Origin of the sequence: Massilia sp. LC238 (assembly GCF_000735635.1) — a bacterium.
GTDB lineage: Bacteria > Pseudomonadota > Gammaproteobacteria > Burkholderiales > Burkholderiaceae_D > Telluria > Telluria varians.
Genome location: NZ_JNNN01000080.1, coordinates 84803 through 111654 on the forward strand (window position 1 = coordinate 84803; position 26852 = coordinate 111654).

The 26852-nt window shown below is 63.0% G+C and carries 22 protein-coding genes; 11 read left to right on the forward strand and 11 right to left on the reverse strand.

Translation table 11 applies throughout. The features are described from left to right. Positions 1-109: 109 nt before the first annotated feature. Positions 110-580, reverse strand: a complete 471-nt coding sequence (locus tag FG94_RS23780) for an Lrp/AsnC family transcriptional regulator (protein ID WP_036216857.1) — start codon at positions 578-580, stop codon at positions 110-112. 162 nt (positions 581-742) lie between these two features. On the opposite strand from FG94_RS23780, the gene glmS reads away from it, so the two are divergent. Then, positions 743-2572 (forward strand): glutamine--fructose-6-phosphate transaminase (isomerizing), encoded by a 1830-nt coding sequence (gene glmS, locus FG94_RS23785; RefSeq protein ID WP_036216858.1) that lies wholly within the window; start codon positions 743-745, stop codon positions 2570-2572. A gap of 81 nt (positions 2573-2653) precedes the next feature. Here glmS and FG94_RS23790 read toward each other — a convergent pair whose 3' ends face one another. Continuing rightward, the gene (locus tag FG94_RS23790; protein WP_051997046.1) at positions 2654-3733 is read right to left on the reverse strand and encodes an HNH endonuclease; all 1080 of its coding nucleotides are present in this window, start codon (positions 3731-3733) and stop codon (positions 2654-2656) included. Next, entirely contained in the window at positions 3734-4126 is a 393-nt protein-coding gene (locus tag FG94_RS23795) for an HIT family protein (RefSeq protein ID WP_036216859.1), read from the reverse strand. It lies immediately after the preceding gene. 156 nt (positions 4127-4282) lie between these two features. Between FG94_RS23795 and FG94_RS27475 the strand changes: the two genes are divergently transcribed. The 3 genes from FG94_RS27475 (at position 4283) to FG94_RS23805 (ending at position 7120) form a co-directional block, all read left to right on the forward strand. Continuing rightward, entirely contained in the window at positions 4283-4534 is a 252-nt protein-coding gene (locus tag FG94_RS27475; protein WP_152571092.1) for a hypothetical protein, read from the forward strand. A gap of 182 nt (positions 4535-4716) precedes the next feature. Then, the gene (locus FG94_RS23800; protein ID WP_027864674.1) at positions 4717-5808 is read left to right on the forward strand and encodes an NAD/NADP-dependent octopine/nopaline dehydrogenase family protein; all 1092 of its coding nucleotides are present in this window, start codon (positions 4717-4719) and stop codon (positions 5806-5808) included. 4 nt (positions 5809-5812) lie between these two features. Continuing rightward, entirely contained in the window at positions 5813-7120 is a 1308-nt protein-coding gene (locus tag FG94_RS23805; RefSeq protein WP_036216861.1) for an AMP-binding protein, read from the forward strand. Positions 7121-7137: 17 nt separating this feature from the next. Here the strand turns inward: FG94_RS23805 and FG94_RS23810 are convergent, their stop codons facing one another. The 6 genes from FG94_RS23810 to tssK are packed head-to-tail and all read right to left on the reverse strand — an operon-like array spanning position 7138 to position 15733. Then, positions 7138-8538 carry a hypothetical protein gene (locus FG94_RS23810; RefSeq protein ID WP_152571093.1) on the reverse strand — a complete coding sequence of 467 codons (1401 nt, stop codon included), beginning with the start codon at positions 8536-8538 and terminating at the stop codon, positions 7138-7140. 9 nt (positions 8539-8547) lie between these two features. Then, a complete protein-coding gene (locus FG94_RS23815; RefSeq protein ID WP_036216862.1) occupies positions 8548-8811 on the reverse strand; it encodes a PAAR domain-containing protein in 264 nt (87 codons plus the stop codon). Positions 8812-8852: 41 nt separating this feature from the next. Next, positions 8853-9953 carry a hypothetical protein gene (locus tag FG94_RS27480; RefSeq protein ID WP_152571094.1) on the reverse strand — a complete coding sequence of 367 codons (1101 nt, stop codon included), beginning with the start codon at positions 9951-9953 and terminating at the stop codon, positions 8853-8855. 26 nt (positions 9954-9979) lie between these two features. Continuing rightward, positions 9980-11533 (reverse strand): hypothetical protein, encoded by a 1554-nt coding sequence (locus tag FG94_RS26860; protein WP_081926159.1) that lies wholly within the window; start codon positions 11531-11533, stop codon positions 9980-9982. Positions 11534-11570: 37 nt separating this feature from the next. Beyond that, on the reverse strand, positions 11571-14396 hold the full coding sequence (locus FG94_RS23820) for a type VI secretion system Vgr family protein (RefSeq protein ID WP_036216863.1): 2826 nt from the start codon (positions 14394-14396) through the stop codon (positions 11571-11573). Then, positions 14393-15733, reverse strand: coding sequence for a type VI secretion system baseplate subunit TssK (tssK, locus tag FG94_RS23825; RefSeq protein WP_036216865.1), 1341 nt, complete (start codon positions 15731-15733; stop codon positions 14393-14395). The genes FG94_RS23820 and tssK overlap by 4 nt, the downstream gene beginning before the upstream one ends. 167 nt (positions 15734-15900) lie before the next feature. Between tssK and tssE the strand changes: the two genes are divergently transcribed. The 3 genes from tssE to tssG are packed head-to-tail and all read left to right on the forward strand — an operon-like array spanning position 15901 to position 19297. Next, positions 15901-16401 (forward strand): type VI secretion system baseplate subunit TssE, encoded by a 501-nt coding sequence (gene tssE, locus FG94_RS23830; protein ID WP_036216867.1) that lies wholly within the window; start codon positions 15901-15903, stop codon positions 16399-16401. Positions 16402-16403: 2 nt separating this feature from the next. Beyond that, on the forward strand, positions 16404-18245 hold the full coding sequence (gene tssF / locus FG94_RS23835) for a type VI secretion system baseplate subunit TssF (protein ID WP_036216869.1): 1842 nt from the start codon (positions 16404-16406) through the stop codon (positions 18243-18245). Continuing rightward, positions 18209-19297, forward strand: coding sequence for a type VI secretion system baseplate subunit TssG (gene tssG / locus FG94_RS23840; RefSeq protein ID WP_036216871.1), 1089 nt, complete (start codon positions 18209-18211; stop codon positions 19295-19297). The genes tssF and tssG overlap by 37 nt, the downstream gene beginning before the upstream one ends. 123 nt (positions 19298-19420) lie before the next feature. On the opposite strand, the gene FG94_RS23845 is transcribed toward tssG, so the two are convergent. Next, on the reverse strand, positions 19421-19828 hold the full coding sequence (locus tag FG94_RS23845; RefSeq protein ID WP_200880023.1) for a DUF2750 domain-containing protein: 408 nt from the start codon (positions 19826-19828) through the stop codon (positions 19421-19423). Positions 19829-19989: 161 nt separating this feature from the next. Here FG94_RS23845 and FG94_RS23850 point away from each other — a divergent pair, with 161 nt between their 5' ends. From FG94_RS23850 to FG94_RS23860, 3 genes are read left to right on the forward strand one after another with little or no spacing between them, the layout of a single operon-like run. After that, complete coding sequence (locus FG94_RS23850; protein WP_036216980.1) at positions 19990-20346, forward strand: nuclear transport factor 2 family protein; 357 nt, start codon at positions 19990-19992, stop codon at positions 20344-20346. 44 nt (positions 20347-20390) lie between these two features. Beyond that, positions 20391-21233 (forward strand): helix-turn-helix domain-containing protein, encoded by an 843-nt coding sequence (locus FG94_RS23855; RefSeq protein ID WP_036216873.1) that lies wholly within the window; start codon positions 20391-20393, stop codon positions 21231-21233. A 46-nt stretch (positions 21234-21279) separates the two neighbouring features. Next, positions 21280-21627: a YnfA family protein gene (locus tag FG94_RS23860; protein WP_081926160.1), complete on the forward strand. Its 348-nt coding sequence runs from the start codon at positions 21280-21282 to the stop codon at positions 21625-21627. A gap of 4 nt (positions 21628-21631) precedes the next feature. Here the strand turns inward: FG94_RS23860 and FG94_RS23865 are convergent, their stop codons facing one another. Next, on the reverse strand, positions 21632-24331 hold the full coding sequence (locus FG94_RS23865) for a PAS domain-containing protein (RefSeq protein ID WP_161783992.1): 2700 nt from the start codon (positions 24329-24331) through the stop codon (positions 21632-21634). A 161-nt stretch (positions 24332-24492) separates the two neighbouring features. On the opposite strand from FG94_RS23865, the gene FG94_RS23870 reads away from it, so the two are divergent. After that, on the forward strand, positions 24493-26754 hold the full coding sequence (locus FG94_RS23870; protein ID WP_036216875.1) for a PhoX family phosphatase: 2262 nt from the start codon (positions 24493-24495) through the stop codon (positions 26752-26754). Positions 26755-26852: the final 98 nt, after the last annotated feature.

A 26852-nucleotide genomic window follows, 5' to 3' on the forward strand; every position in this document is an offset into this window, starting at 1 on the left:
ACCGGGTCTCGACAGGCTAATCACAGGAAAGGCACAGGAAAAACACAGGCTAATCACATGCTTATCCTGTGGTTCTCCCGGTGTCAATCCACAAACTTATCCACAAGCCTTACACCGCGATCCGGGTGTCGAACTTGGAGCGGTGTGTGGAAAAGTAGGCTTTCACGTTGCGCACATTGGCGTGCGCCGTGAACAGGCGGTGCGCCAGCGCGTGATAGGCCGGCATGTCCGCAACCTGTACGATCAGCACGAAATCCGGCCCGGGGCTGACCCGGTAGCACTGCAGGACCGCGGCGTCCTGCGCCACCAGGGCCTCGAACTCGTCCATGCGCTCGGCGGCCTGCACGTCGAGGGTGATCTCGACGATGGCGCTCAGGCGGGCGCCGACCTTGGCCGGATCCACGATCGCCACCTGGCGTTCGATGATGCCGCTATCGGTCAGCTGTTTCACCCGGCGCAAACAAGTCGGCGGTGAGACGTGTACGAGTTCCGCCAACTCCGCATTCGTATGCGATGCATCAGCCTGCAGTGTATTCAGAATGCGACGATCTAGCTCATCAAGAAGTGGTTGATCTGACATCGAATGAAATAAAAATGAAGAAATCTGTGTGAAATGAAAGAATATTTCGCCATTAAAGGGTCATGAAATAATCTATCAAATCATGCGGAATTCTGAAAGCTTATTTCAACAGTGTTGCTCTACGATTCGTTTCATTGCAAATCTTTCAGATGAGGTCCAACCATGTGCGGTATCGTCGGCGCTGTCGCCAAGCGTAATATCACCCCAGTCCTGCTCGAGGGCCTGAAGCGTCTCGAATACCGGGGCTACGATTCCTGCGGCGTGGCCGTGCACCTGGATGGCAAACTCACCCGTGCGCGCAGCACCTCGCGCGTGGCCGAGCTCGAAGACCAGGTGCGCGAAGCCCATCTGGACGGCTTTACCGGCATCGCCCACACCCGCTGGGCCACCCACGGCGCGCCGGCCTCGCACAATGCGCACCCGCACTTCTCGCCGAGCGAAGACAATGCGCGCATTGCACTTGTCCACAACGGCATCATCGAAAACCACGACGAGCTGCGCAGCGAACTGAAGGGCCTGGGCTACGAGTTCACCAGCCAGACCGACACCGAAGTCATCGCCCACCTGGTCGACCACATGTACAACGGCGACCTGTTCGACACCGTCCAGCAGGCCGTCAAGCGCCTGCACGGCGCCTATGCCATCGCCGTGTTCTCGCGCGAAGAACCGCACCGCGTGGTCGCCGCGCGCCAGGGCTCGCCGCTGATCGTCGGCGTGGGCGAAAACGAGAACTTCGTGGCGTCGGATGCGATGGCGCTGGCCGGCACCACCAACCAGATCATCTACCTCGAAGAAGGCGACGTGGTCGACCTGCAGCTGGCGCGCTACTGGATCGTCGACGTCGACGGCCGTCCGGTCGAGCGCGAAGTGAAAACCGTGCACGCCCACACCGGCGCAGCCGAGCTGGGCCCGTACCGCCACTACATGCAGAAGGAAATCTTCGAACAGCCGCGCGTCATCGGCGACACCCTCGAGGGCGTCACCGGCATCATGCCGGAACTGTTCGGCGACGGCGCCTATGGCGTGTTCAAGGAAATCGACCGCGTGCTGATCCTGGCCTGCGGCACCAGCTACTACGCCGGCCTGACCGCGAAGTACTGGATCGAATGCATCGCCAAGGTTCCTGTCAACGTCGAGATCGCCAGCGAATACCGCTACCGCGACAGCGTCCCGCACCCGCAGACCCTGGTCGTGACCATCTCGCAGAGCGGCGAGACGGCCGACACCCTGGCTGCGCTGAAGCATGCGCGCAGTCTCGGCATGCCGCACACCCTGACCATCTGCAACGTCTCCACCAGCGCCATGGTGCGCGAGTGCAAGCTGGCCTACATCACCCGCGCCGGCGTCGAAGTGGGTGTGGCCTCGACCAAGGCCTTCACCACCCAGCTGGCCGCGCTGTTCCTCCTGACGCTGACCCTGGCGCAAGTGAACGGCCGCCTGAGCGACGCGGAAGAAGCCGAACACCTCAAGATGATGCGCCACCTGCCGGTCGCGCTGGGCTCGGTGCTGGCGCTGGAGCCGCAGATCATGGCCTGGGCCGAAGAATTCGCGCGCAAGGAAAACGCGCTGTTCCTGGGCCGCGGCATGCACTACCCGATCGCCCTGGAAGGCGCACTGAAGCTCAAGGAAATCTCGTACATCCACGCCGAAGCCTACCCGGCGGGTGAGCTGAAGCACGGCCCGCTGGCGCTGGTGACCGAAGAGATGCCGGTGGTCACGATCGCACCGAACGATGCGCTGCTGGAAAAGCTGAAGTCGAACATGCAGGAAGTGCGCGCCCGCGGCGGCCAGCTGTACGTGTTCGCCGACGTCGACTCGCGCATCACCTCGGGCGACGGCCTGCACGTGATCCGCCTGCCGGAGCACTACGGCGACCTGTCGCCGATCCTGCACGTGGCCGCGCTGCAGCTGCTGGCTTATCACACGGCACTGGCACGTGGGACCGATGTGGACAAGCCGCGTAACCTGGCGAAGTCGGTGACGGTGGAATAAGCAAGGCCGCTTATTTTTCCGGCATCATCGCCGGCGAACGGTGGCTCGTGATGAGCCACTTCGCACCAGCAACGGCGTCGCTCAAGCCGCCGTTGCCGCCGGATCCGGGGGAGTTGGGAAGCGTTCCTGAAGAATCCGCCGATATCCTTCATCCAGCGGCACTACCTGTCCCGTGCGTTGCCATGACTGCGACGACGCTGCAAAGCCGTGCTCATACGACCATTGCGCAACACGCAGTGTCGTCGGCTCATCGCAGACGAATTGCCCCTCCAGCTCCCTTTTCAGGGTGGCGCCCTGCACGACGTTCCTGTTTCGCCATCTCTCCAGGTGCTCGATCGCGGCCAGGAGGTCGCGCTTGTCACCGTTGCACCTTCTGTGTGCCAGCACAAAATTATGGCCGAGGTCGCGCGGGTATCGGGACCAGGCAATGAAATGGTCGACCTCGCCCATCTCGCCAAGTCGTCGCTGGCAATAGAAGCAGGTATCGCCTTGCAGGTCCTTGAGGATCGGTTTCACCAGTGCCAGCGATGCCCGGTCCGTTCCGAACAAGACTTCTTCGAGGTCGTCGCGATCGCCAAGCAGGGCAGCGTTCTTGGGGTTGCTGCGAATATGGCTGGTCCAGGCAGCACGGATGAGCTGTTGCAGCAGGCCATGAAAGCGCCGCAGGTTGAACATCACGCCCGGCAACAGCCTGATAAAGGGACCAGCGCCCGGAATATAGAGAAAGCGGCTTTCCTGGCGCCGCAAGATCTGCAGCCGCCAGAGCGGCATCTCTTTCAATAGCCTGACCGTTTCCCTGACTGCCACCCGCCATTCTTGAGAAGCGCGCGCCATGGGCAAGGTCCCATGACGGCCACGGATATCCTGCAACAGGACGATGACGGCGGCCTGCCTGCCTTTGTTCTGGATGAGTACGCCGCCCTCGTCGTTTGCCCGATAGGGAACGACTTGTCGCCAATACACTTCCAGGAACTTGTCCGCGATCTGGGAGTGAAACAGATCGAGCGTATCCCCGCTATCGGTGCCGAATTCGATTGCCAGTTCGGTTATCGCATGCAGCAGGGCGTACTTGTAGGTAGCAACGAATTCCCCTTCCTCGAACAGGCGCTGGATATGGTCGAGGAAAACCAGCTGCTCATGCGGTGACGGCGGCGGCAGCACTTAGGGTTTGCTCCAGTAATCGGCTTTTTCCGGAATGACCCATCTGACTCCGCCGCGCGGGTCCGCTACGTCGGCAGCAAAGCGCGGGATGAGATGCATGTGCAAATGGGGAACCGTCTGCCCGGCTGCAGCGCCATCGTTGATGCCGATGTTGTAGCCCGCCGGATGGAGCTCGGCCTTCAAGCCCGATGCGGCCTTGTCCAGGAGGCTCAGCATTGCGCTTCGTTCTTCCGATGTGATCTCGAAAAACGATGCCACGTGGCGCTTTGGAATGATTAATGTGTGCCCGGGCGAGATGGGATAAACGTCCCGGATCGTCATCGCCAATGCGTTGCTGTCGATGATTCGCTCTTGAGGGAGTGAGCAGAAAACGCAAGACGTCAAAGTGGACATGGATGTGCAGGGGCATAGGGAGGTGTTCATATACTACCCCGCAATTTTTCTCGTTAACAAGATAATCGTCGGCCGGCCAAACCATGAGCAAAAGTGTAACAAAATGTGTATGGTTCTGCTTTTCCAGTCCTGCGACCGTGCTTCACGAAGATACGCGTGAGCGGACGAAAAATGCCATGCGTTACTCCTCATCTGCCTGTCGCCATCCTGCCTGCAGAGCGAAACAACGGCCAGACCCTCATGCAGAAAGTTGCACTAAAGATTGTTAATAGTCGGCAAAATGTGTTCTTTTTTGGGTTATCTGTACGCTTCTTGCAGGCGCACGCAAGCGGGAATTCGGTTGACTTCCCAATTGAACAAACTTATCGTAATTTCATCGATGAGCATTCGGAACTGGTACTCATTTGATAATTTCCAATTCGTGCGGTGACGCAGAGAGGCATTGTGACTTCTCCTGGGAAGCGTTTGCGCGACGTTCCATGATCCTGTTGCCGCCTTGATGAACCCGATGACCGGGCCGCTGCCTCTTGGCGGAACCCGGCACTGACGCTCGCCGCGTCGTGCCGTCCGGCCGGTCGAATGGAGGACGCATGAATGTGTTAATGGTAGGTGCAGGCAATGCGGGATGCGCGCTCGGCGCGATCCTCGCACAGGACGGGCACCGGGTCGCCTTGCTGAAAACCTCGCACTCGCTGCACGACCAGAATTTCGATACCGTGCGCGAGACCCGCACGATCAAGCTCATCAGCAATCCCAAAGGCGGCGAAACCAGCACGGCGTCGATTGCCCTAGCCACGCGCGATGTCGGCGAAGCATTTGCCGAGACGCCGGACGCGATCATCATCACCACCCAGACCCAATGCCATGCCGAGATCGCCGAGCTGATCGGCCCCTACCTGAAGGCGCACCAGCTGGTGCTGCTGGCGCCGGGCTACATGGGATCCTGCTACTTCCTGCCCTACCAGCAGAAGGAAGGCTTCCTGCTGGCGGAAGGCGAAAGCCTGCCCTACGACGCGCGCATCGTCGAGCCGGGCGTCGTCAACGTCCTGTTCCGCAACACGCGTAATGCCCTGGCCTTCCTGCCGCGCGAGCGCGCCGCCGAAGGGCTGGAACGCGCCGCGCGCCTGTTCCCGACCTATGTCGCGACCCGGACCAATGTGGTCGAGTCCGCCATGCACAATCCGAACCTGATCGTGCACACCATCGGCACCCTGCTGTCGGCCAGCCGCATCGAGCATTCGGAAGGCGAATTCTGGATGTACCGCGAAGCCTTCACCCCTTCGGTGCTGAACCTGCTGTACAAGCTCGACGCCGAGAAGAACGCTGTCATCGCAGCCACCGGGGGCAAGCCCTCGCCCTATTTTGACGAGTGCAAGTTCCGCAACGAAGAAGACCTGTCGCAGCCCTCGATCTCCGTGTTCCGCCGCTATGCGCGCGAAGGCGGGCCGAAGGGCCCGGCCACCCTGCAGACGCGTTTCATCACCGAAGACGTGCCGATGGGCCTGGCGCTGCTGTCCTCGATCGGCCGCCTGATGAAGGTGCCGACGCCGACCGCCGACGCCCTGACCGTCATCGCCAGCGGCCTGCTGGACCGCGACTTTGCCGCCGAGGCCCGGACCCTGGACAAGCTGGGGCTGGGCGACAAGTCGCCGGAAGAGTTCAAGCGCGTACTCAACGGGTGAGGCCATGAGCATCCACGACCTGCTCGCCAAACCCTATTACGCCTGGCGCCGCTATATCCCGAGCCGTGTGTTGTACCACCCGGACTTCTTCAGCGTGCTCGACATGCTGTCGAAGGACAAACCTGCCATCAACGAACTGGCCCAGCAGCGCCTGCGCAAGATCCTCGTCCATGCCCTCGAGCACGTGCCTTATTACCAGCGCACCGTCAAACTGAGCATCGAGGAGGCCAAGAACGAACCGGTGCAGCACGTGCTGGCGGCATTCCCCTTCCTGGCCAAGGAAGAGGTGATGTCGCAGCAGCGCGATTTCCTCGACCGCCGGCTCGATCCGCAAAAGCTGATGTATGCGACCAGCGGCGGCTCGTCCGGACAGGGCATCGGCCTGTGGCGCACCAAGCGCCTGGCCGACATCGAGAAAGCCTTCTTTACGCATGAATGGGGCAAGCTCGGCTTTTCCTTCGACAAGTCGCGCATCCTGCGCATCGGCGCCGATGCGCGCCGCCTGGCGCACGAGGAACCGGCGCGCGTGGTAGGCAACCGGCTGATGCTGTCGCCCTATCACGTGCATGAGCAGCACAAGGCCGCCATCGTGGAAGCCATCAGGCACTTCCGGCCCGAGTACGTGCATGGCTATCCGAGTTCGGTGACGGCGCTGGCCGAGCTGGTCGACTCGCGCGAACTCGATGTGCAAGTAAAGGCGGTGCTGCTGGCTTCCGAACCGGCGACGCCGGCGCAGCTGGCGTCGATTCGCCGGCTGTTCCGTGCGCCGGTGTCGCTGAACTATGGGTTGTCCGAACGAACCAATCTGGCCTTCCTGCAGGTGGATGACCGCGGCACCTCGGATTACCAGTTCCAGCAGCTGTATGGCTGGAACGAGAACCGCATGGACGGCGATCGTCCCGAGATCGTCGGGACTTCGCTGTGGAACGATGTGATGCCGCTGATCCGCTACCGGACCAATGATTACGGCCTGATCGATGCGGATGGCCGCTGCCCGGGCATTGACGGCCGCGGCCACGAATACCTGGTCGACCGGTCGGGCAAGCGCATTCCCGGGCTGTCGATCGTCATCGACGAGGTCACCTGGGACTTCGTGCGCCTGTACCAGGTGCGGCAGAAGAAGGCGGGCGAGATCACGCTGGCGGTGGTGCCGCGCCATGGCAGCCTGAACGACGAACAGCGCGCCTTCGTGCTGGACGCCCAGCAGCGCCGCTGGGGTGGCTTCTTCGACATCTCGCTGCAGGAAGAAAGCGATATTCCGCTGGCGCCGAATGGCAAGCGCAAGCTGGTGGTGAATTCGCTCACGACCTGATGCGCGACCCCGGCGGCTTATGCCGGGGGACGCACCAGGGCGGCACTGCGCAGGTAAGGATCCTCGTTGCCGATGCAAAGGATCGGCGCGCCGCGCTCCAGCGCATAATGCCGTGCCAGTGCCAGTACCGTCACGAAGGGCACGGCCCCGCAGCTTCCACTGCCCAGACCGACGCGAATGATGTCGTCCGCGGCATCGACCTGCGGGATCGCCGGCGCGCTCAGGCCCATCAGCTCGAGCACGCGGTTGGGACGGTGCGCGGTGTCGGCGACGACCATAGTGATCTGGGAGATATCCACAGCCGCCGCCTTGCTTGCCTGCTCGACCAGCTCCAGCAGCAGGCTTGCATCGACGCGTTTGGTGTCGTCGGCCGAGGTGTCGCGACGGCGCTCGGTGACCGGGTCGAGCAATGTGAACTCGGCGCCGCAGGCATGGGCCAGTTCCAGGTCCGTCAACAGCAAGCCAGCAGCACCTTCGCCCGGAATCTGGCCACGGGCTTGCGAGGAGGTGAACAGGGACGACTGCGCAGCCAGGCGGTCGATGCTTTCCTGTCCGATCAGCGAAGCGCAGGCGATGACGAGGGCTAGCGTTGGGGCCTTGCTCGATGAGGTGCCCGACATGAGCTGCGTGATGATGGTCGCCGGTGAGACGTGCTCCTGTTCAGGGACGTCCGGGATGACGATGCTGGCTTCCGGCCAGCCGTATTGGCTCACCGTATGCTTGAGCCACGTCGTCGCCGCACGTCGGATGTCAGCAGGCCAGTCACCGGGGAGCATCAGCCTGAGCTGGAGCGTTGGCGGGCTTTCTTCGTAAGGCAGCAGGTTGCCGGCGGCGATGCTGGCGAGTTCGGCTGCTACGCCGCTGGCCAAAGTGATGGCACGCCATTGTTCTTCGGAGAAGTGGACCTGCAGGCCCTGGCTGGACAGCCAGTCGGCAATGTCGTCCTGCAGCGCTTCGTCGTGCGCATCGTCGCTGCGTGCGGTCATGACGGGGAAACCGTTGTCGTCGACCAGTTCCTTGTCCAGGTCGGCGCGCGCTTCGTTGTCGGCGATGGCGCAGGCGAGTTCTTCGGCAGAGGCGCCGTGTGGGGAGCGCAGTGCAGTGGCGACGATTGCCAGCACAGGCGTGCCAGGTACCGCATCGGCTCGCGATGTGGCAGAAGCCGGCTTGGCGGTGCTGGCAGGGATGGATACGGCACGGGCCATGATCGCTTTCTGGCTACCCCATAAAGCGAGCAGGACGCCCAAGGGGAAAACGAGCAGGGCCAGTGTCAGTTCGCCGGTTCCAGGATTCTGATCCGTCTGGTGCCAATACCACAGCGCGATTGCCCAGCAGACGATGAAGGTGGTGATAACGATGGCGCCTAGTTTGAACCACTCGGCAGGCAAACGTGCCGGTGTTGTTGTAGTTGTTGTCATGTCAGTCGCTCAGATGTTGTCTATCGTTGCCTGCTGGCCGGCTATCAGCGTGGCGCCGCAGGCGGTTTTGTCGCCGTGACGGGCTGCGGGTTTGCCGTCGATGATCAGGGTCGAGTCGCCGCTGATGATTGGGCTGGATCCGTGCTTGGGGCAGCTAGTCTTGTCGCCCATCCGAGCGATACCGACGCCACCGGTATCGCTATGCGTGGATGCTTCGACCACTACTCCTCCATGCGACGTTTTGTCACCAAGCTTGATCAGTGGACCTGCCATGATGTCTCCTTGAAAAGTCTTAACCCATTGAACAACGGCGTCTAATCCTGTTTTTCATCCAACTGCCATATCGTATTTCCGTAGCTAGAATCCAGTTTAGGGAAGACGTCGCCCTTGCCGAAAAAGCGGCGTGAACCTGGAGACGCTGGGCTGAAATAAAAGCCGCTCATCTCGCAATGCTCTCCTGCTTCAACGCGTTGCTGTTTACGTTCTATCTGATCAACCTCAGTATCGATTTCTTCAAATTCGCCTTCCAGACGTTCAACGTAAAACCACTTTGAAGGCGCGGATGTGAATGCATTACGCGCAACGAGACTTGGAGCAAGGTCTGGAGTAAAGTCTTCGGAGTAAAACGGATCTTCTTTTAATTGCGGGTCGTTCGCGTTTTTCCTGACGAATTCAAGCATTGCTTGACCATCTAGCCATAGTTTAGATCTGCCGACGTTGGCAAGGGCGCGTTGACCTAGATCGTTAAAGATGGAACACTCTAGAAGCTTTCCGTATTCATTACCGTTCCATGCAAATTGCATAGCGCCATTAGGAAACTCAGAGGATACATATACTCCGGTTTTTGGAGGAATATCTCCAGTTTCACAACTAATATCTTCGCGGATTCTAAACTTGGGCAGTTGCGAAAATCTTGATGCGTGTTTTTGCCATGCTAAAGTAAGACCAAAATCACGCCATCTGCCATCGATCTGTCCTTTTTCCATTGTTTGGTCAATGTAGCCAGCATATCTAGTAATTGAGGCAAACATTGCATCAAACTTTTCTTCCTCAGCTGGTAAAGCCCACTGCATGGAGAATTCTGCCATTCCCCGGCCACATTGATAAGCCCCGGTTACATGATAAATTTCAGATGCATGATCTGCTAAGTGTCTTGCCACTGATATTCCAAAATCCGCTAGAAACGACCATCCATGATTAGACCAATTTTCGCTTGTGTCACGGTTGCCCCATTGGGAATCTTTCAGAAAACGATCCCGGCCTTCTTCCTGGCTTTTGTCTAATAGCTGGTCGACAAATTTCTGAAGCTCACGAACGCGCTCATGAAGTCCTTTTAGGTATTCATCAGAAGCAAAAAAATAGAGCAGTGTAGCTTGCTTCTTTTGCCACGGCGTCAAAGGTTGTTCTGAAATCATTTTTTCTTCCAAGTTCAAATTAAAGACTATGGCTTAAAAGCGGTCACTTGCCCGGGTAAGGCAGGCAAACCAATTTTTTCCGAAAATCCAGTGCCATCAGAATCTGTATAACCCCATCCAGTTTCGAAAGGGCCACTTATGTTTGGATGAGTAATCTTTTGTCGAATCGCCAAGTATTCTTCTTGTTCTGATTTTGGCAATTTGTAAAATGCATCCTGAGTAATTGACTCCTGTAAAGTGTTTTTATCATTTTTCTTGTAATACCTCATTATGTCGTTGCGTCGATCGCTTCTTTCGACGTTGAATACTATTTGTTCTCCACCACCTTCCAAATGCCTGTCCGGTAATGCGTCCTTCTTCTGACTAGATGCTGGACCTCGCCATACCTTCAGTGTTTCGCCGGGTTTTACATCGTAAATGACAAATTGACCGTTCACGTTCCAGTCAGGCCAGACGGCTAGATACTTTCGCCAAGCAGCACGTGGATCGGGAGAATTTTGAATTTCATTAAAAACCTTTTCGCTAATCCAGCAATCGCTCATCGCTCGACTGTTAGGCGAAAGAATACGAATAAGACGTGCCGGTCCTTTTATTTCATCAGCAACTAATTTATGAAAAGATCGGATATTTTGTTCAGTTAATTTTGGCCATCCTTCTTTAACTTTTTTCGCTACTTTGTCAAAATAATCATCAGGTATTGCCTCAGCCCAACGGGGGTTACCTTCGCTAAGCCATTTTGGACACGGACGCGGCTTTCGCATCAACGTAACTGCAGTCGCTTCAGGTAACGCACCGCGATAATGCACATTGTTAAGATTGACAATCGCTTTCTTGCTTAGTGCCGTTTCGTCCAACAAGCGCAGAATGACTGCATCAAATATGGCGTCAATAGTAAGATTGACCTTTGCTATTCCTTCGGTCGCACGAGAGCGTACCCACATCACTTGCTCTAATGCTTGAGTGGCCTTAGGACCGACCACTGGAATATGAGCGACCTTGGCCGTAAGTTGTCGCAATGTTGCGATCGCGGAATCGAATGCTTTGATAAGTTCTGTAGCACCAGTCTTCGATTTGACTTTCTTGATTTCGTTAGCCAACCAAGAGAAAACATCATCGATTTTGTGTTCTCGCAGATATTTTTGAAAAACTCTTCGACGGAGCAGCGCTACAACCCATGTAATAGCCTTGTCCACGGCGCTTATAATGGCGTTTCCGCCGGCGCGTCGAATAAAGGCAAAGAAGATCTTTAAAACACCTTTCACAAAAGAACCGAGGAAAGGAACCAAGCCGATCAGCGTCAAAGCAAGCGCTACCCAAGACCATGTGTCGGACGTGTCTTCCTTGAGCTTCTTGCAATTGGCAATCAAGTCCCGTACATCGCAGATCTGGTCGACCAAAGGAATCATCGATATCGCCGCGTCGGCGACGATCTGCCCGGTAGAGCGGTTCTCATTGAAGTCCCCCTGAACCGCCTGCCAGAACCATTCCCATGGATTGGAACTTACCTCTTCCTCGGGGCGCTGCTCGTTCGTGGTCCAGGCGAGGGCATCACGCATCTGTGTCGTATTAATGTTAGGCATGGATTACTCCGACGAAGACAGTGGGCAGATGTCGCGATCAACCAAGTAACTTTTGCAAGGGGTCATGTGGTTTTTCGTCCTTCGGCTTGCGCGGTTTGTACACCACCTTTTTCACTGGCTTGTTGTCGACGTTCTCATGACGTGCTTTCCCGTTCGCGTCCAGTGTCCCCGTCAGCACGGGCCCCTTATCGAAATGGATTTCGTACTCCACGTCAGGGATGCCTTCCCCAACCTCAGCATCCAGGTAGTTGAGTGAAATCCAATTAGGCTCTTCTTTGCCCAGCTCACTCGGCAGGTTCTGGAGATTGGCAGTCTGGCGACCGCCCTTATCAAACACGTGCTGTCCCCCCTTCACCGAAAACGTCCCCGGACACGCAAACGTAATATCCCCACCCTCCAGCGTGATCGACGACTCCCCCGCCTGCAGCACGATCTTTTCCTTGGCCTTGATCTCGATGCAGTCATTCACCGAGATCACTGTGATCTCCTTGTCTGCCAGGATCTCCAATGCATCCGTATGCGCCTGCAAGGACACCGGCCCATTCGCCGCAATCGCCTGGATCCCGCCCGAATGCGTAAACAAACTGGTCGCCCCACCCGACACCGACGAAAACGTATGCCCCGCCGTCATGTGCAAATCCGACTGCGTGGTCCAGTGCAGATGCTTCCCCGCGTACAGCACCGTCGACGCCGGCGTCGCCCAGTTGATGCTGGCCGCAGAATCCATCAGCACGATCGGAGAGCCGAACTTCTCCACAGGCTGCGACGCATCGAGCTCGCGCGACCCCGGCTTGGCCTTGAGCGCCGGCTGCCCATTCACCGGCCCTTCGTACTTGCCCTTCGCTGCCGGATCGATCTGCTCGATGAAGGCCTCGTGCGCCTTCAAGGCATCCTTGCTGAACAAGGCCTGCTGCTGCGCCGCTGCTTCTGCCAGCTTGGTCGACAGCTCCTGCGCACGCTTGAACTGCGCCACCGCCTCCGCCACATCCATCTGCGTCGAGGTCACGCTGGGGCCCAATGCAGGCCGGGCGCGTGTGGATAACAACACACCTTCTCCACCCCGAATCACCGCCCACGCATCGGTGCGCAGTTCAAACCCGCTGCCGCGATACCCACCACGCTGTGAGGTCCCAGGCTCCTGATGGATCAGGTAGCCGAGATTGAGTTGACTAAGCCCGACACTGGTCGCCAGCCGCATGCGCAGCTGCCCGGTCGTGTCGTCGATCTGCCACTGGTTGTAGCCGCTGCCGTCGAAGTTGCGGGTATGGATCCCCGACAGCACGCCTGCATGGTTGGCGTTTGAGTCGACGCCGGCCGAGAACGGCGGCAGGTCCGACCCGTTATAAAGCTGCGCCACGATCACCGGGCGGTCGATATCGCCTTCGATGAAGTCGACCAGCACCTCGGTCCCGATACGCGGCGTGAACACCGTGCCCCAGTTCGGCCCGGCCAGCGCCTCGGCCACGCGCACCCAGGTGCCGGAGGTCTCGTTCCCCGGCGCGCAGCCCTTGTCGTCGGTGTTGTGCGCCATCCCGCCCGGGTTCGGGCGCGCGCCCCGCTGCCAGGCGAACTGGATCCGCACCTGGTGATCGCGGTTGGTGGTCGATACCGCATCCGCCAGCCCAACGACCAGGGCACACTGCGGCCCCGGCGCCGTGGTCCGGTGCGGCGCAAGCGTCAGGCGCGGCACGAGCGGCACCACTTCGCGCACGCAGGAAAACGTATTGCGGTAGGTCCCATGTTCGATACCGGACGAGACGGGGCCCGCCACCCCGGTCCGGAAGTTGTTGCGCGCCTCGTGCCGCACCGACAGCACTTTGAAGGCGTTCTCGCCGTCGGGATAGCGCTCATGCTGGCTCAGGTAAAAAGCATGCCCCGCCGCCAGCCTGCGCACCGCCCCGCTCCCGTCGAACACCTTGTTATGGAGTTCCAGCGCCTGCAGCATCAATTCGCTGTGCGTATCGGCGGCGCCGCGTTCGGTGGCGATGCGTTCCCCGCTGCCGTCGTAGAGGTGCAGCGGCGGCAGGTCCCCCGCATCGAGATGCGAAACGTGTTCGTACGCGGGCGCCAGCAGCTGCGCCGGATCCCAGCTGCTGATCGCGACGCTGTTGGCCTGCACGCTGCGGCGCGCCCAGAAGCCGTCGATGGCATCATCCTGCTCGGTAGCGCGCACGCCATGAAAGCGCAGGACCTCACCGCCCGGCGTGGCGGGCGCAATCGCCCTGCTGTCGAACATGATCAGCCGGTGCTTCCCCTGACCGTGCGCGCCATCTTCCGCATCCTCCGCCTGCTCATGCTCGAAGCGCCAGCTCAGGCCTTCCGAGGCCAGCAGCCGCGTGAAGAAATCCAGGTCGCTCTCCCGATATTGGGTGCAGACCGTGCGCGGCAGCAGTTCCTGCGTGATGTCGACATCAAAACGCAGCTGTGGATAATCCGCGAGTAATTCACAGACGATGTCGCGGACGTTCTTGTCCTGGAAGATGTAGCTGTCGCGCCGCAGCGCCAGCATCGATAGCGCCGGCTCCAGCCGCAGGCGGTAGCGCGCCACGCCGCCATCCGCTCCCAGCCAGGAGGCCGACGTACACAGTCCGTGCCAGATGCGCCGCGAACCGTCCGGCTGCAGCAGTCCGATGCTCAGCTCTTCGCCGATGAACAGTCCCAGGTCGAGGTCCGTCGAGGTGCTGAGCGCGTCCACGTCGAACGCGAACAGTGCATTGACCGCCTCGACCCCGCTGAACGCTTCCGCCACTAGGGATTCGGGCAGGCCGCTCTCCTGGCTGCTTGCCAGGGTGATGAGCCGTGCGTGCTGGCTCAGCCCCGTGCCGAAAATGCCCAGGGCGGGAAAATCAAGCGCTGCGTTCATGCGGCGACGGCCAGCAGCTCGAGCCGCAGTTCCTTCAGGCCGGCCGGGACGTAGATCGAGATCGATTGGGCCTTGAGCATGCGCTCGTACATCGGCCCTTTCGCCTCCAGCACGAAGTAGCAGGTCTCGGGACGCACCGGCACCGCCGCCGGCAGTTGCGGCGCGTACTGCAGCCGCACGCCCGGCAGCGCCGACAGCACGAACTTCTCGACGTCGTCCGGCGCGCCGACCTTGAAGCGCAGCGGCACCACGTCGACCAGCTCCACCGCGGGAATGGCGGCCGATACCGCGATGTAGAAGGTGGTCCGCTCGTCGATCTTGCCCGAGTCGAGCGCGCCGATGTGGTAGGACGGCCGCACCTCGCTGAGGGCGATGGCGAAGTATTTGGAAGAGATCACCGTGTCGAGCAGCTCGCGGATGATCGCATGCAGCTTGGTGAAGGACGGTCCCGGATCGTTGTGCTGGTAGGGCGGCAAATCTCCCAGGGTCCAGCTCTTGGAAAAGGTCATCAGGCCACCCGCCAGGTCGAGCAGCTGCTCGTACAGGCGCTCCGGATGCAGGGCTGGATGGTGGAAGTGGTGGGTCAGCGTCGCATACGCGGAACTGGCCGTGTGCAGCAGCCAGAACGAGGACATGTCGCCCAAGCGGAACTCCACCACGTTGCGGCTCGGCTCGCGCTGGTGCCCGTACAGGGCGGCGGTCTTGGCCTGCAGCGCGTCGAGCAGGCGGCGCAGCTGCTGGAACAGCACCGGCGCGGCGCCGGTCGACAGCGTCGGCGGCACGAAGCTCTCGTCCATCTCGAAGCCGCCGGTGGAGGCGCGCCGCAGCCGCAGCAGCGGGAAGTGGATGTAGGAGTCGCGCGGCTCCGCCTCCGACACCAGCCGCACCGCCTTCTTCAGGTAGGCCAGCTGCACCGGCGCGGCCTGGGTGTACAGGTCGGGCGTTTCCTGGTTCGCCTGCACGAAGCGCGCCGTGTTGCTGGCCTGCCCGGGTGGCGTGAAATTGCCGCTGAAGGGCTTCATGCCGGGCAGGGCGACGTAATAGGTGATGGTCTGCTGCGAGGGCGGCAGCAGGCTCAGGTCTACCGTCTCCGGCAGGGCGTCGACGTCCGGGGCGTCGACCAGTTCCCCGTCCTGGAAGCGCACCGCCAGGGCCAGCAGCCGCAGCATGCTGTTGGCCAGGGCTTCGCGGTCGACCTGCAAGGCCTCCACGCCCCAGGCATAGGGATGGACGGCCTTGATGCTCTTGTGGAGGCATTGTTCGTGATAGTGGTCTTGCCGCTGGAAGTGCTGTGGACGCAATAACAGGCCTTCGCCCCAGAGAACTTTGCTAGTCATCTCTGCCTTCCCTCAATGTTTGGTTTGATTTGGCGGAACCTACCCGAGAAACCATAACAACTGGAAAGGGTTGCCCATGTGAAGTTGATCAAACGTTGACGCTGCCCGGCATGGCAACATCGAATTTCGTTTTTTGCCGTCCACACGGCGGCACAAAGGGGAGTGCGATGAAGGGTTACACGCCAGGCTTGTTCGACCGCCTGCTGGGCATGCCGAGCCGCGGGCCGGGCAAGCCTGCCGCGCAAAGGCTGACGATCGACGAGCTGAAGGACACGGTGGCGCGTGACCTCGAGTCCCTGCTCAACACACGTTCCAGCATCCCGGACGGCGCGCTCAAGGCCTATCCCGAATGCAGCCGCTCGATGGTCACCTACGGCTTGAACGACTTCGCCGATCGCTGCCTGTCCAGCCCGACCGACCGCGCGTCCATCTGCGCCAGCATCGAGAAGACCATCGCCTGCCACGAGCCGCGCCTGCGCAACATACGGGCGAATCTCGACCTGCACGGCGAGTCGGTGAACCGCCTGAATTTTTCGATCACCGCCGTGCTGGTGGCCAGCGTGTCGCAGGAGCCGGTCAACTTCGACGCCGTCCTGACGCCATCGACCCTGCAGTACAGCATCAGCAAGGCCGGCAAGGCAGCGCGCGCCGCGGCGCCGGGGGCTTGAAGATGGACCAGATGCTGCCCTATTACGAGAGCGAACTCGGCTACCTGCGCCGCGACCTGCGCGAGTTCGCCGAGCGCTATCCACGGATCGCCGGGCGCCTCCTGATCAGCGGCGAGGTGTGCGAAGACCCGCATACCGAGCGCATGATCGAATCCTTTGCGCTGCTCAACGCACGCATCGCCAAGCGCCTCGACGACGACTACCCGGAGTTCACGGAAGCGCTGTTCGAGGTGCTGTATCCGCACTACCTGCGCCCCTTCCCTTCGTGCTCGATCGCGCGCATGGACTTCGGCGGCGCCGCCAAGCAGGCCGGCACCAGCACCATCGCGCGCGGCACCCAGCTGAACACGCGCCCGGTGCGCGGCGCGGCCTGCACCTTCCGCACGGTTTATCCGGTCACGGTGGCGCCGCTGGCGCTTGCCCGCGCCGCCTTCTCGTCCATCATCGACGCCCCCGACGCCGTGCGCCTGCCGGGGAATGCGTCTTCCAGCATCAGCCTCACCGTGTCCTCTACTTCCGAGCAGGGTTCGATCGCCCAGCTCGCGCTGCCGATGCTGCGCGTCTTCATCGACGGCGAGCCCTCGTTCTGCGCGGCCCTGCGCGATGCGCTCTTCATGCGCGGCGTCGCAGCGTATGTCGAAGCCGACAACAGCGGCCGCTGGACTGCGCTGCCCGCCATCCCGGTGCACCCCGCCGGCTTCGGCGAAGAGGAATCGCTGATCGACTTCCCGGCGCGCTCGCACGCTGCCTACCGCCTGCTGACCGAATACTTCTGCTTCCCCGAGAAGTTCAACTTCGTCGACATCGATCTGCAGGCGCTGGCCGCGCATGCGCCTCCCGGTGCGCGCACCCTGACCCTGCACCTGGCCTTGTCCAGTGTGCGTTCCGATTCGAACCTGGCGCGCATGCTCGGCACCCTGTCCACCAACAACGTGCTGCTGGGCTGCACCCCGGTGATCAACCTGTTCCGCCAGCGCGGCGAACCGATCCGCGTGACGCACACCAGCGCCAGCTATCCGGTGCTGGCCGACGCACGGCGCGCCTTTGCCTACGAGGTCTATGCGATCGAGTCCCTGAGCCTGATCCGCCAGACCCCGCAGGGCGAGAGCCTGGTGCAGTTCCGTCCCTTCTATGCGCTGAAGCACGCGCAGATGCCGGATGACGCCGGCCACTACTATGCGGTGCGGCGCGACGCATCGCTGGCGGACAGAAGCCCGGGCTTCGAAACCCAGGTGTCGATCGTCGACATCGACTTCGACCCGGGCGAGGTGGAAACCGACACCTTGAACATCGAACTCACCTGCACCAACCGCGACCTGCCGGCCAGCCTGAGCTATGGCCAGCAGGGCGGCGACCTGTTCCTGGAAGGCGGCTCGAGCGTGCGATCGATCGCCTTCCTGCGCAAGCCGACAAGCTCCCACCGCTTCGCCAGCGGACGCGGCGCACACTGGCGCCTGATCTCGCACCTGGCGCTGAACCACCTGTCGCTGGCCGACGGCGGCGTCGATGCCTTCCGCGAGATGCTGGCCCTGTACGACCTGCCCCGCTCGCCCTCCTCGCAGCGCCAGATCGGCGGCATCAAGGCGATCGCCCAGCGTCCCACCACCGCCTGGCTTGCCGGGAATCCCTTTTCCTGCCTGGTGCGAGGCGTCGAAGTCCGGCTCAGCATTGACGAAGAGGCCTTTGTCGGCAGCGGCATCCATGCCTTTGCCCAGGTGGTCGAGCGCTTCCTGGCGCTGTACGTGCATGCCAACAGCTTCACCCAGCTGGTGATCGCATCGAGCAAAACCGGAGAAGAGATATTGACATGCCAGCCCCGCAGCGGCGATTTGAGCCTGCTGTAATCGAGCGCCTGTTCCGCGAGCCCTACCGCTTCGAGTACGTCCAGGCGGTGCGCATGCTCGAGCTGTGGCTGCGCAGGCGCGGCAAGCCCTCGCGCGACCTGGTGGCGCAGTACCTGCGCTTCCAGAATTCGGTCTCGCTCGGTTTTCCGGCCAGCCAGCTCGAGGCGGTGCAGGCCGAGCCGCGCGACATCGATACCAGGCCTGCGGCGCTGGCCGCCGCGCTGGACGCGGGGGCGCTCAAGTACGTGCGCCTGACGCCATCCTTCATGGGCCTGCTGGGCGGCCACGGCGTGCTGCCGCTGCATTACACCGAGCGCATCGCCGAGCACCAGTCGCTGGAAAAGGGAGAATCGGAAGCCGAAGGCGCACGCGCCTTCCTCGACACCTTTTCCAACCGCACGCTGGCCCTGTTCTACGAAGCCTGGCGCAAGTACCGCCTGGCGCTGCAATACCAGCGCGACGGCCATGACGCCTTCCTGCCGCTGCTCCTGAGCCTGGCCGGACTGGGCAGCGGCGCGCTGCGGCAGCGCCTGGCCGGCAGCGAGGACGGGGCGGTGCTGGACGAGTCGATCGCCTACTTTGCCGGTGCGATGCGCCAGCGCCCGGCCTCGAGCGTGCAGCTGGGGCGGGTGTTGTCGGAATATTTTTGGCAGCGCGTCCATGCCGAGCAGTTCGTCGGCTGCTGGTACGAAGTGCCGCCAGGGCAGCAAACCATCCTGGGCAGCGACAATGCGGTGCTCGGTGGAGGCGCCATCGCCGGCGCGCGCGTCTGGCAGCGCGACCTGCGCCTGCGCCTGGTGGTGGGGCCGCTGGACCGGGCCGGCTTCAACGACTTCCTGCCGGGCGGGCTGGCCGCGCGGGCGCTGCGCAGCATGCTGGCGATGTTTACCGGGCTGTCGCTCGAATACGAGGTGGAACTGGTGCTGCTGGCGGCCGACGTGCGCAACGTGCGGCTGGAAGGGGATGAAGGCCGGCTGGGCTGGGATGCCTACCTGGTCGAGGGATTGCAGACCGAGGACCGGCGCGACGTGCGCTACGAACTGAATTTGTAGGGTGGGCGGCTCGTAATCCGGGCCACTGGCCCGGATTACCCCACGCGGTCAAGCGGCTGCAAGATCATCGTGCTCGTTTTTCTAATGCCAACTATCACCGCGTGGGCGGGAAACCCGCCCACCCTACCGCCGGCTCAGCTCGCGCTCCAGGTCCACCCGCAGCATAGTCGCGGTCGGCGTCAGGCCGCGGTCGCCCGGGGTGTAGAAAATGCCCGGCAATACCCCATCCTCTTCCAGCTGGGGCAGCAAATCGCTCATCAAGTCGTCCAGCGGAAAGGCTTGCGCCTCGTAGCCATCCCATTCGTATTCCGCGCACAGGTCGGCGAATTCGCTGGCCGGCCACATGGCGAACACCAGGGTGCCGTCGTCGGTCTTGGCCAGCGCCCAGCCGTCGCGGTACAGTCCCCATACTTCGCCCGACTCCGCCACCTGCTGCACGAAGCGCGTATAGCGCTGCCGGGCGGGCAGGGTGACCACGTCCGCCAGCTGCTGCGCGCCGAGCTTGATTGCTGAAAGTGTCTGCTCGCTCAAGGTATCCACCGCCAAAATAAATGCCGTCTTCGGGAGGATACGCCGGATCGCGAATCGGTGGCGCAGGCACCGGTCACCATTACCTGGCAGGTAATCGCCAGCCCCCGTTCGCCTGCGGAGAATGGTGCCTGTCGATACGACAGCACCCACAGGAGATGATCATGAACAACGCAAGCACGATTGCCCGCCAGTACCTGGCCGCCTGGAACGAAGCCGACAGCGCCGCGCGCCGCGCACACGTCCGCCAGCTGTTCACCGCCAACGCCCGCTACGTCGACCCGATGATGCAGGGCAGCGGCCACGAAGGCATCGAAACCCTGATCGCCGGCGCCCGGCTGCACTTCCCCGGCCACCGTTTCGAGCTGGCCGGTGTGCCGGACGGCCACAACAACGTGGTGCGCTTTTCGTGGACCCTGCGCGCCCCGGATGGCGACAGCGTGGCACATGGCACCGACATTGCCGTGGTGGCCGGCGACTGCCGCCTGGCCAGCGTCACCGGTTTCCTCGACAAGGCGTGAAGCCTGGGCCACAATCGGCCGCAATCCGGATCGGGAGGCAAGCCATGGATACCGCAGCGCGCGCAGTGGACAACCAGTACTTCAGCGATTTCGCCGCCGCGCTGCGCTATTGGCGCGGCAAGCGCGGGACCAGCCAGCTGAAACTGTCGGTCGATACCGGAATCTCGCAGCGCCACCTGAGCTTCCTGGAGACGGGCAGGGCGGCTCCCAGCCGCGAGCTGATCCTCAAGCTCGGCCTGGTGCTCGACATCCCGCTGCGCCAGCGTAATGCGATGCTGCTGGCGGCGGGCTTCGCGCCGGCCTACCGCGAGCGCAGCGTGTCGGACCCGGAGCTGGCGGCCGTGATGCAGGCGCTCGACTTCATGCTGGCCCAGCAGGCGCCCTATCCGGCCCTGGTGGTCGACCGCCTGTGGAACCTGGTGATGGCGAACGAGCCGGCCGCCCGCATGATGCGTTTTTTCCTCGGCATGCCGGCCCATGCCCCGATCCCGCGCGACGGCTCGGTCAACGTGCTCAAGCTGACGCTCGATCCGGACGGCCTGCGGCGCCATTTGCTGAACTGGGAAGACGTCTGCACCGACCTGCTGCAATGGGTGCAGCGCGAGGCGATGGGCGATGGGCCGGGCAGCGAGGCGAGTGCATTGCTGGACGAGCTGATGGCCTTTCCCGGCATTGCCGGGGCGGCCAGCCAGCCCAACCTGGACCGCCGCGCCCTGCCCTTCCTGCCGGTCCAGCTGCGCAAGGACGAGGTGACGCTGAACCTGTTCACCACCATCACCACACTGGGCACGCCGCACGACGTGACGGTGCACGAGCTGCGCCTGGAATCCTTCTTCCCGGCGGATGCGGCCAGCCGCGAATGGTTCGAGGCACAGGCGCTGTGCTGAACTGAGCTGAGGATAAGATGGGCGTTTTCCACAAGCGCGTCACTCCATGCCCTTCGATCTCCTGCCCTTCAGCCGCATGGCCGGCCTGTTTTTTGTCACCGCCATCGCCGAGCTGCTCGGCTGCTACCTGCCCTTGCTGTGGCTGACCGGGAAGGGCTCCGCCTGGCTGCTGGTTCCGGCGGCCCTCAGCCTGGCGGCCTTCGTCTGGCTCCTGACCCTGCACCCGGCCGCCAGCGGGCGCGTCTACGCCAGCTACGGCGCGGTCTACATCGCCACCGCGCTGGCCTGGTTGTGGATCGTGGACGGCATCAGGCCGGTGTGGAGCGACTATCTCGGCGTTGGGCTGGCGCTGGCGGGCGCCGCCTGCATCGCCCTGGGCCAGCGCCAGGCTTGAACCGTCAGGCGGCGAGCCTGGCCAGCAGGTCCTGCACCACGTCCAGCTGTACCGGCTTGGTCAGGTGTTGGTCGAAGCCGGCCTCGTTCGACTTGCGGCGGTCGCTTTCCGCGCCCCAGCCGGTCAGCGCCACCAGCCTGACGTCTTCCAGCCCTTCCAGCCTGCGCATCGCGCGTGCGGTCTCGTAGCCGTCCATGCCGGGCATGCCGATGTCGAGGAAGGCCACCTGCGGCCGGAAGGCCTGCGCGGCCGCCAGGGCCTCGATGCCGCCATGCGCCACCTGCGTCACGTAGCCGCAGGCTTCCAGGATCATCGACAGCGTCATTACCGCGTCGACGTTGTCGTCCACCACCAGGATCCGGGTGCCGCCGGCGGCGCCGTCCGCGGTCTCCGGGGCGGTCCGCTGCGGCGTATCCTGGGCGCCTTCGGCCAGCGGCAGGCGCACGGTGAAGGTACTGCCGGCGTGCGGCCCGCCGCTCGCTGCCGCCACCGACCCGCCGTGCATGTCCACCAGCCGCCGCACCAGCGACAGGCCGATCCCCAGCCCGCCCTGGGCGCGTTCCAGGTGGTGCCCGACCTGGCTGAACATCTCGAACACCGAGCTGAGTTCCTCCCGGGGGATGCCGATGCCGTTGTCCGATACCGCGATCAGCGCCTCGGGTCCTTCGATGCGCAAGGACAGGCCGATGCGCCCGCCGCTCGGGGTGTACTTGGCGGCGTTGTTGAGCAGGTTGGCCACCACCTGGGCGATGCGGGTCACGTCGGCCTCGACCGGCACCGCATGCGCAGGCACGTCCACTGACAGCTCGTGGCGGCCGGTCTCGATCAGCGGCAGGCTGGTCTCGACGGCGCTCGCGAGCACGCCGCGCAGGTCGGCGCGTTCCTTCTTGAGTTCCAGCTTGCCGCCGCTGATGCGGGCGATGTCGAGCAGGTCGTCGATCAGGTGCACCATGTGGCTGACCTGGCGTTCCATCATCTCGCGCACCCGCGCCACCGAGGCGGCGTTGTCGCCCTTCAGGCGCATGACCGACAGGCCGCTGCGGATCGGCGCCAGCGGGTTGCGCAGCTCGTGCGCCAGGGTGGCCAGGAACTCGGTCTTGCGCCGGTCGGCCTCTTCCAGGTCGCTGGCCAGCTTGCGCAGGGTTTCCTCGGACTGCTTGCGCGCCGTGATGTCGCTGAACAGCAGGGCCACCCGGCGGCTAGCCGGTCCGCCGAGGCGGGTGGCGTAGACGTCGAACCAGCGGCCCATCGCAGGGGCTTCGTTCTCGAAGCGCACCGGCTCGCCCGTTTGCGCGACCCGGCCGTAGGTCTCGAACCAGAACGCGTCGAGGGTCGGGATCATCTCGCGCGCCGTCCTGCCCACCGCGTCGTGCAGGCCGGTATGGGCCTCGAACATCGGATTCATCTCGAGGAAGCGGTAGTCGACCGGCCGGTCCTGCGCGTCGAAGATCATCTCGAAGATGCAGAAGCCCTGGTCGACCGATTCGAACAGGGTGCGATAGCGCTCCTCGCTGGCGCGCAGCTTCTCGGCGGCGCGCCGGCTTTCGGTGGTGTCGACCACGATTGCCACCAGGCCCTGGAATTCGCCGTTCGGGCCGCGTAGCGCGTTCACGCTGCTGGTGGCCGGCATCACGCTGCCGTCGCGGCGCAGGTATTCCTTCTCGACGACGACACCGGCCTCCCCCGCCGCCAGGCGCTGCACCGCGTCCAGTGTCACTGGCACCGAATCGGGTGCCGTGACGTCGAGCACGCTGGCGCCCAGCAGTTCCGATTCAAGGCGCTGCACCATCTCGCAGTACTTCTGGTTGACCAGGGTGATGCGGCCCTCGTGGTCCAGTTGCACCACGCCGGTGGCGGCCTGGCTGACGATCTTCTGGAAGCGTTCGCGGCTTTCGTACAGCTCGATCTCGGCGAGCTTGCGGTCGGTGACGTCGATGCCGTGTACCAGGATGCCCGTCACCCGGCCGGCGGGGTCGCGCAGCGGCATGTAGACCTGGTCGACGAAGCGGCGCTCCAGCGGCGTATCCGGGCGGCGCTGCAGCATCACCGGCACGTCGTTGCCGAACACCGGCTCGCCGCTGCGGTACACCCCGTCCAGCAGTTCGAGGAAACCCTGGCCGGCGATTTCCGGCAGCGCCTCGCGCAGGGGGATGCCGATGTTGGAGCGGCCGCCGACCAGCTGCAGGTAGCGTTCGTTTTCCAGCTCGAACACGTGATCGGGGCCGGTGAACACGCACATGAAGGCCGGCGCCTGGCGGAACACGTCTTCCATGCGCTGCTTGGCGCCGCGCAGCTGGGCCAGCAGGCCTTCGCGCTCGGCCTCGGCGCGCACTTGGCCGGTGATGTCGCGCGAGTTCGCCAGCAGGCCGTCGTGGCCGACCCGGCTGACCGTGACCTCCCACCATTTGACGGTGCCGCCAGCGGTCGGGCAGGGTGCGCGCAGGCGGCCGACGCCGGTGCTGCGCGCCGCCGCCATCGCGGCTTCGACCTCGGCACGGCTTGCCTCAGGCCACAAGTCGGACCAGGGCTGGCCGCGTACCGTTTCGATACCGTCGAGTTCGAGGGCGCGCAGGCCGTTGCTGTTCATCGCGACGATATGGCCGCTCCCATCGAGCAACTTGACGCAGTCGGGACTGGCTTCGAAGAGCTGGTGGCCTAGGATGGCCGGGTCGAGCGCCTGCAAGGCGGCGCGGCTGTCCTGCATAGTAGGGTCCTTGTTGGGTACCCGGCAGTATATCTGCATGCTCCTGGCATCGTCGCCAAATTCGGCAAATTTGTCACACAACTGTTATCGAATGGTCACAAGGAAGTCATCTTCGCTCCCTACCATGCACGGACTTTTCCTAACAACCAACAGGATTACCCGTGAACAAGCCGACCGACCTCGCCCGCATCCCTGTCGACCATGACGACATCGATACGAACGTTTCGTCGAACGAACACTTCAGCACCGTCCTCGAAGCCCGCCTGAGCCGCCGCAGCCTGCTGCGCGGCGGCGCCGCGACGGCTGCCTCCGCCCTGCTGGGCGCCATCGGCCTGAGCGGTTGCGGCGGTTCGGACAATGACATCGCCACCGCCCCCACGCCGCCAACGGGCAGCCCCCCGCCGCCGGCGACGGAAAAACTGCTCGGCTTCGGCGCCGTGTCCAAGAGCCTGGCCGACACGGTCGTCGTGCCGGCCGGCTACACCGCCAGCGTCCTGTATGCGCTGGGCGATCCGCTGACCGCGAACACCGCCGCCTACAAGAACGACGGCAGCGACGCCGACTTCGAGAACCGCGCCGGCGACCACCACGACGGCATGGAGTTCTTCCCGCTGTCCGGCACCGGCACCGCGTCGACCAGCGTCAACGACCGCGGCCTGCTGGCGATGAACCACGAAGCCACCACCGACGAAAAGCTGTCCTCGTTCTTCGTGCACGCGAACGGCGGCACCATGACCCTGCCGCGTCCGGCGGCGGAAGTAGACAAGGAAATGGCGCTGCACGGCCTGTCGGTGGTCGAAGTGCGCCAGAGCGGCGGCAAGTGGGCCTACCAGAAGGATTCGTCGTTCAACCGCCGCGTGCACCAGCAGACCGACGTCGAGATCTCGGGCCCGGTGCGCGGCAACGCGCTGGTGGTCACCAAGTACTCGACCAACGGGACGAAGATTCGCGGCACCCTGAACAACTGCGGCACCGGCAAGACCCCGTGGAATACCTACCTGTCGGGCGAAGAGAACTGGTCCGGCTACTTCACCCGCAGCGCTAGCGATGACGCGGCGCGCGGCGACAAGAGCGTGGCTTCGCTCAACCGCTATGGCCGCAGCCAGGGCGCGGCGTCGCGCCACGGCTGGGAAACCGGCGGCAGCGACGACAAATACCAGCGCTGGGACATCAGCAGGAAGGGCGCGTCGCTCGACGGCAGCGACGACTACCGCAACGAGATGAACGGCATGGGTTACATCGTCGAGATGGATGCCTACGACAAGACCAAATCGATCAAGAAGCGCACCGCGCTGGGCCGCTTCGCCCACGAAAGCGCCGTGTTCGGCAAGCCGGTCGCCGGCCAGCCGCTGGCCGTGTACATGGGCGACGATTCGCGCAACGAATACATCTTCAAGTTCGTCTCGAATGCCGTGTGGGCCGCCGCCGACGCGACACCGCTTGACCGCATCGCCACCGGCGACAAGTACCTCGACAGCGGCAAGCTGTACGTGGCGAAATTTGCCGCCGACGGCAGCGGCCAGTGGATCGAACTCTCGATCGGCAACCCGGCGATCGCCTCCTACGCCGGCTACAAGTTCGCCGACCAGGCCGACGTGCTGGTGAATGCTCGATTAGCCGGCGACGCAGTGGGCGCGACCAAGATGGACCGCCCGGAATGGTGCTCGGTGCACCCCGGCACCGGCGAGATCTACTTCACGCTGACCAACAACAGCAACCGCCGCGTCGAGCCGAGCGGCTCGAGCCAGGCCGCGCCGGACGCCGCCAACCCGCGCGTCTACACCGACATGAAGGGCACGACCGCGCAGCAGGGCAACCCGAACGGCCACATCATCCGCGTCAAGGAAGGCAGCGCCGGCTCCACCGCAACCGGCTTCACCTGGGACGTCTACCTGTTCGGCGCCGAGTCCGGCGCTCCGGCGGGCACCGTCAACCTGTCGGGCCTGACCGCCGACCAGGATTTCTCGAGCCCGGACGGCCTGGCCTTCAGCGCCTCCACCGGCATCTGCTGGATCCAGACCGACGACGGCGCCTACACCGACGTCACCAACTGCATGATGCTGGCCGGCGTGCCGGGACGCGTGGGCGACGGCAAGAAGGTCACCCTGAACTACCCGCGCGCCAACGGCAGCACCCTGAGCGTGGACACCTACGTCGGCCTGAACGCGACCCAGGATACCCTCAAGCGCTTCCTGGTGGGCCCGGTCGGTTCCGAGATCACCGGCATCGCCGAGACTCCGGACGGCAAGGCGCTGTTCGTGAACATCCAGCACCCGGGCGAGAACACCGCCTCCGCCAACATCGCCGATCCGGCTAAGTACACCAGCCAGTGGCCGGCAAACGCCGGCTACGGCGCCGGCAAGCGCCCGCGCTCGGCCACCATCGTGATCACCAAGAACGACGGCGGCCGCATCGGCACCTGAGCCTGAAGCGGCACTGACAGAATCTCCATCCTTTGGGGCTGGACGTCCACACGTCCAGCCTTTTTTTTCGTCCATCGCAAAGAGTATTGATGCGAGGC

Coding starts and splice junctions, on each gene's coding strand:
- glmS (WP_036216858.1), top strand. CDS start 743: ATGTGCGGTATCGTCGGCGCTGTCGCCAAGCGTAATATCACCCCAGTC.
- tssK (WP_036216865.1), bottom strand. CDS start 15,733: ATGACTAGCAAAGTTCTCTGGGGCGAAGGCCTGTTATTGCGTCCACAG.
- FG94_RS23815 (WP_036216862.1), bottom strand. CDS start 8,811: ATGGCAGGTCCACTGATCAAGCTTGGTGACAAAACGTCGCATGGAGGA.
- FG94_RS23865 (WP_161783992.1), bottom strand. CDS start 24,331: ATGCAGGACAGCCGCGCCGCCTTGCAGGCGCTCGACCCGGCCATCCTA.
- FG94_RS23805 (WP_036216861.1), top strand. CDS start 5,813: ATGAGCATCCACGACCTGCTCGCCAAACCCTATTACGCCTGGCGCCGC.
- FG94_RS23850 (WP_036216980.1), top strand. CDS start 19,990: ATGAACAACGCAAGCACGATTGCCCGCCAGTACCTGGCCGCCTGGAAC.
- FG94_RS23860 (WP_081926160.1), top strand. CDS start 21,280: ATGCCCTTCGATCTCCTGCCCTTCAGCCGCATGGCCGGCCTGTTTTTT.
- FG94_RS23800 (WP_027864674.1), top strand. CDS start 4,717: ATGAATGTGTTAATGGTAGGTGCAGGCAATGCGGGATGCGCGCTCGGC.
- FG94_RS23795 (WP_036216859.1), bottom strand. CDS start 4,126: ATGTCCACTTTGACGTCTTGCGTTTTCTGCTCACTCCCTCAAGAGCGA.
- FG94_RS23780 (WP_036216857.1), bottom strand. CDS start 580: ATGTCAGATCAACCACTTCTTGATGAGCTAGATCGTCGCATTCTGAAT.
- FG94_RS27480 (WP_152571094.1), bottom strand. CDS start 9,953: ATGATTTCAGAACAACCTTTGACGCCGTGGCAAAAGAAGCAAGCTACA.
- tssG (WP_036216871.1), top strand. CDS start 18,209: ATGCCAGCCCCGCAGCGGCGATTTGAGCCTGCTGTAATCGAGCGCCTG.
- FG94_RS23820 (WP_036216863.1), bottom strand. CDS start 14,396: ATGAACGCAGCGCTTGATTTTCCCGCCCTGGGCATTTTCGGCACGGGG.
- tssE (WP_036216867.1), top strand. CDS start 15,901: ATGAAGGGTTACACGCCAGGCTTGTTCGACCGCCTGCTGGGCATGCCG.
- tssF (WP_036216869.1), top strand. CDS start 16,404: ATGGACCAGATGCTGCCCTATTACGAGAGCGAACTCGGCTACCTGCGC.
- FG94_RS23855 (WP_036216873.1), top strand. CDS start 20,391: ATGGATACCGCAGCGCGCGCAGTGGACAACCAGTACTTCAGCGATTTC.
- FG94_RS26860 (WP_081926159.1), bottom strand. CDS start 11,533: ATGCCTAACATTAATACGACACAGATGCGTGATGCCCTCGCCTGGACC.
- FG94_RS23810 (WP_152571093.1), bottom strand. CDS start 8,538: ATGACAACAACTACAACAACACCGGCACGTTTGCCTGCCGAGTGGTTC.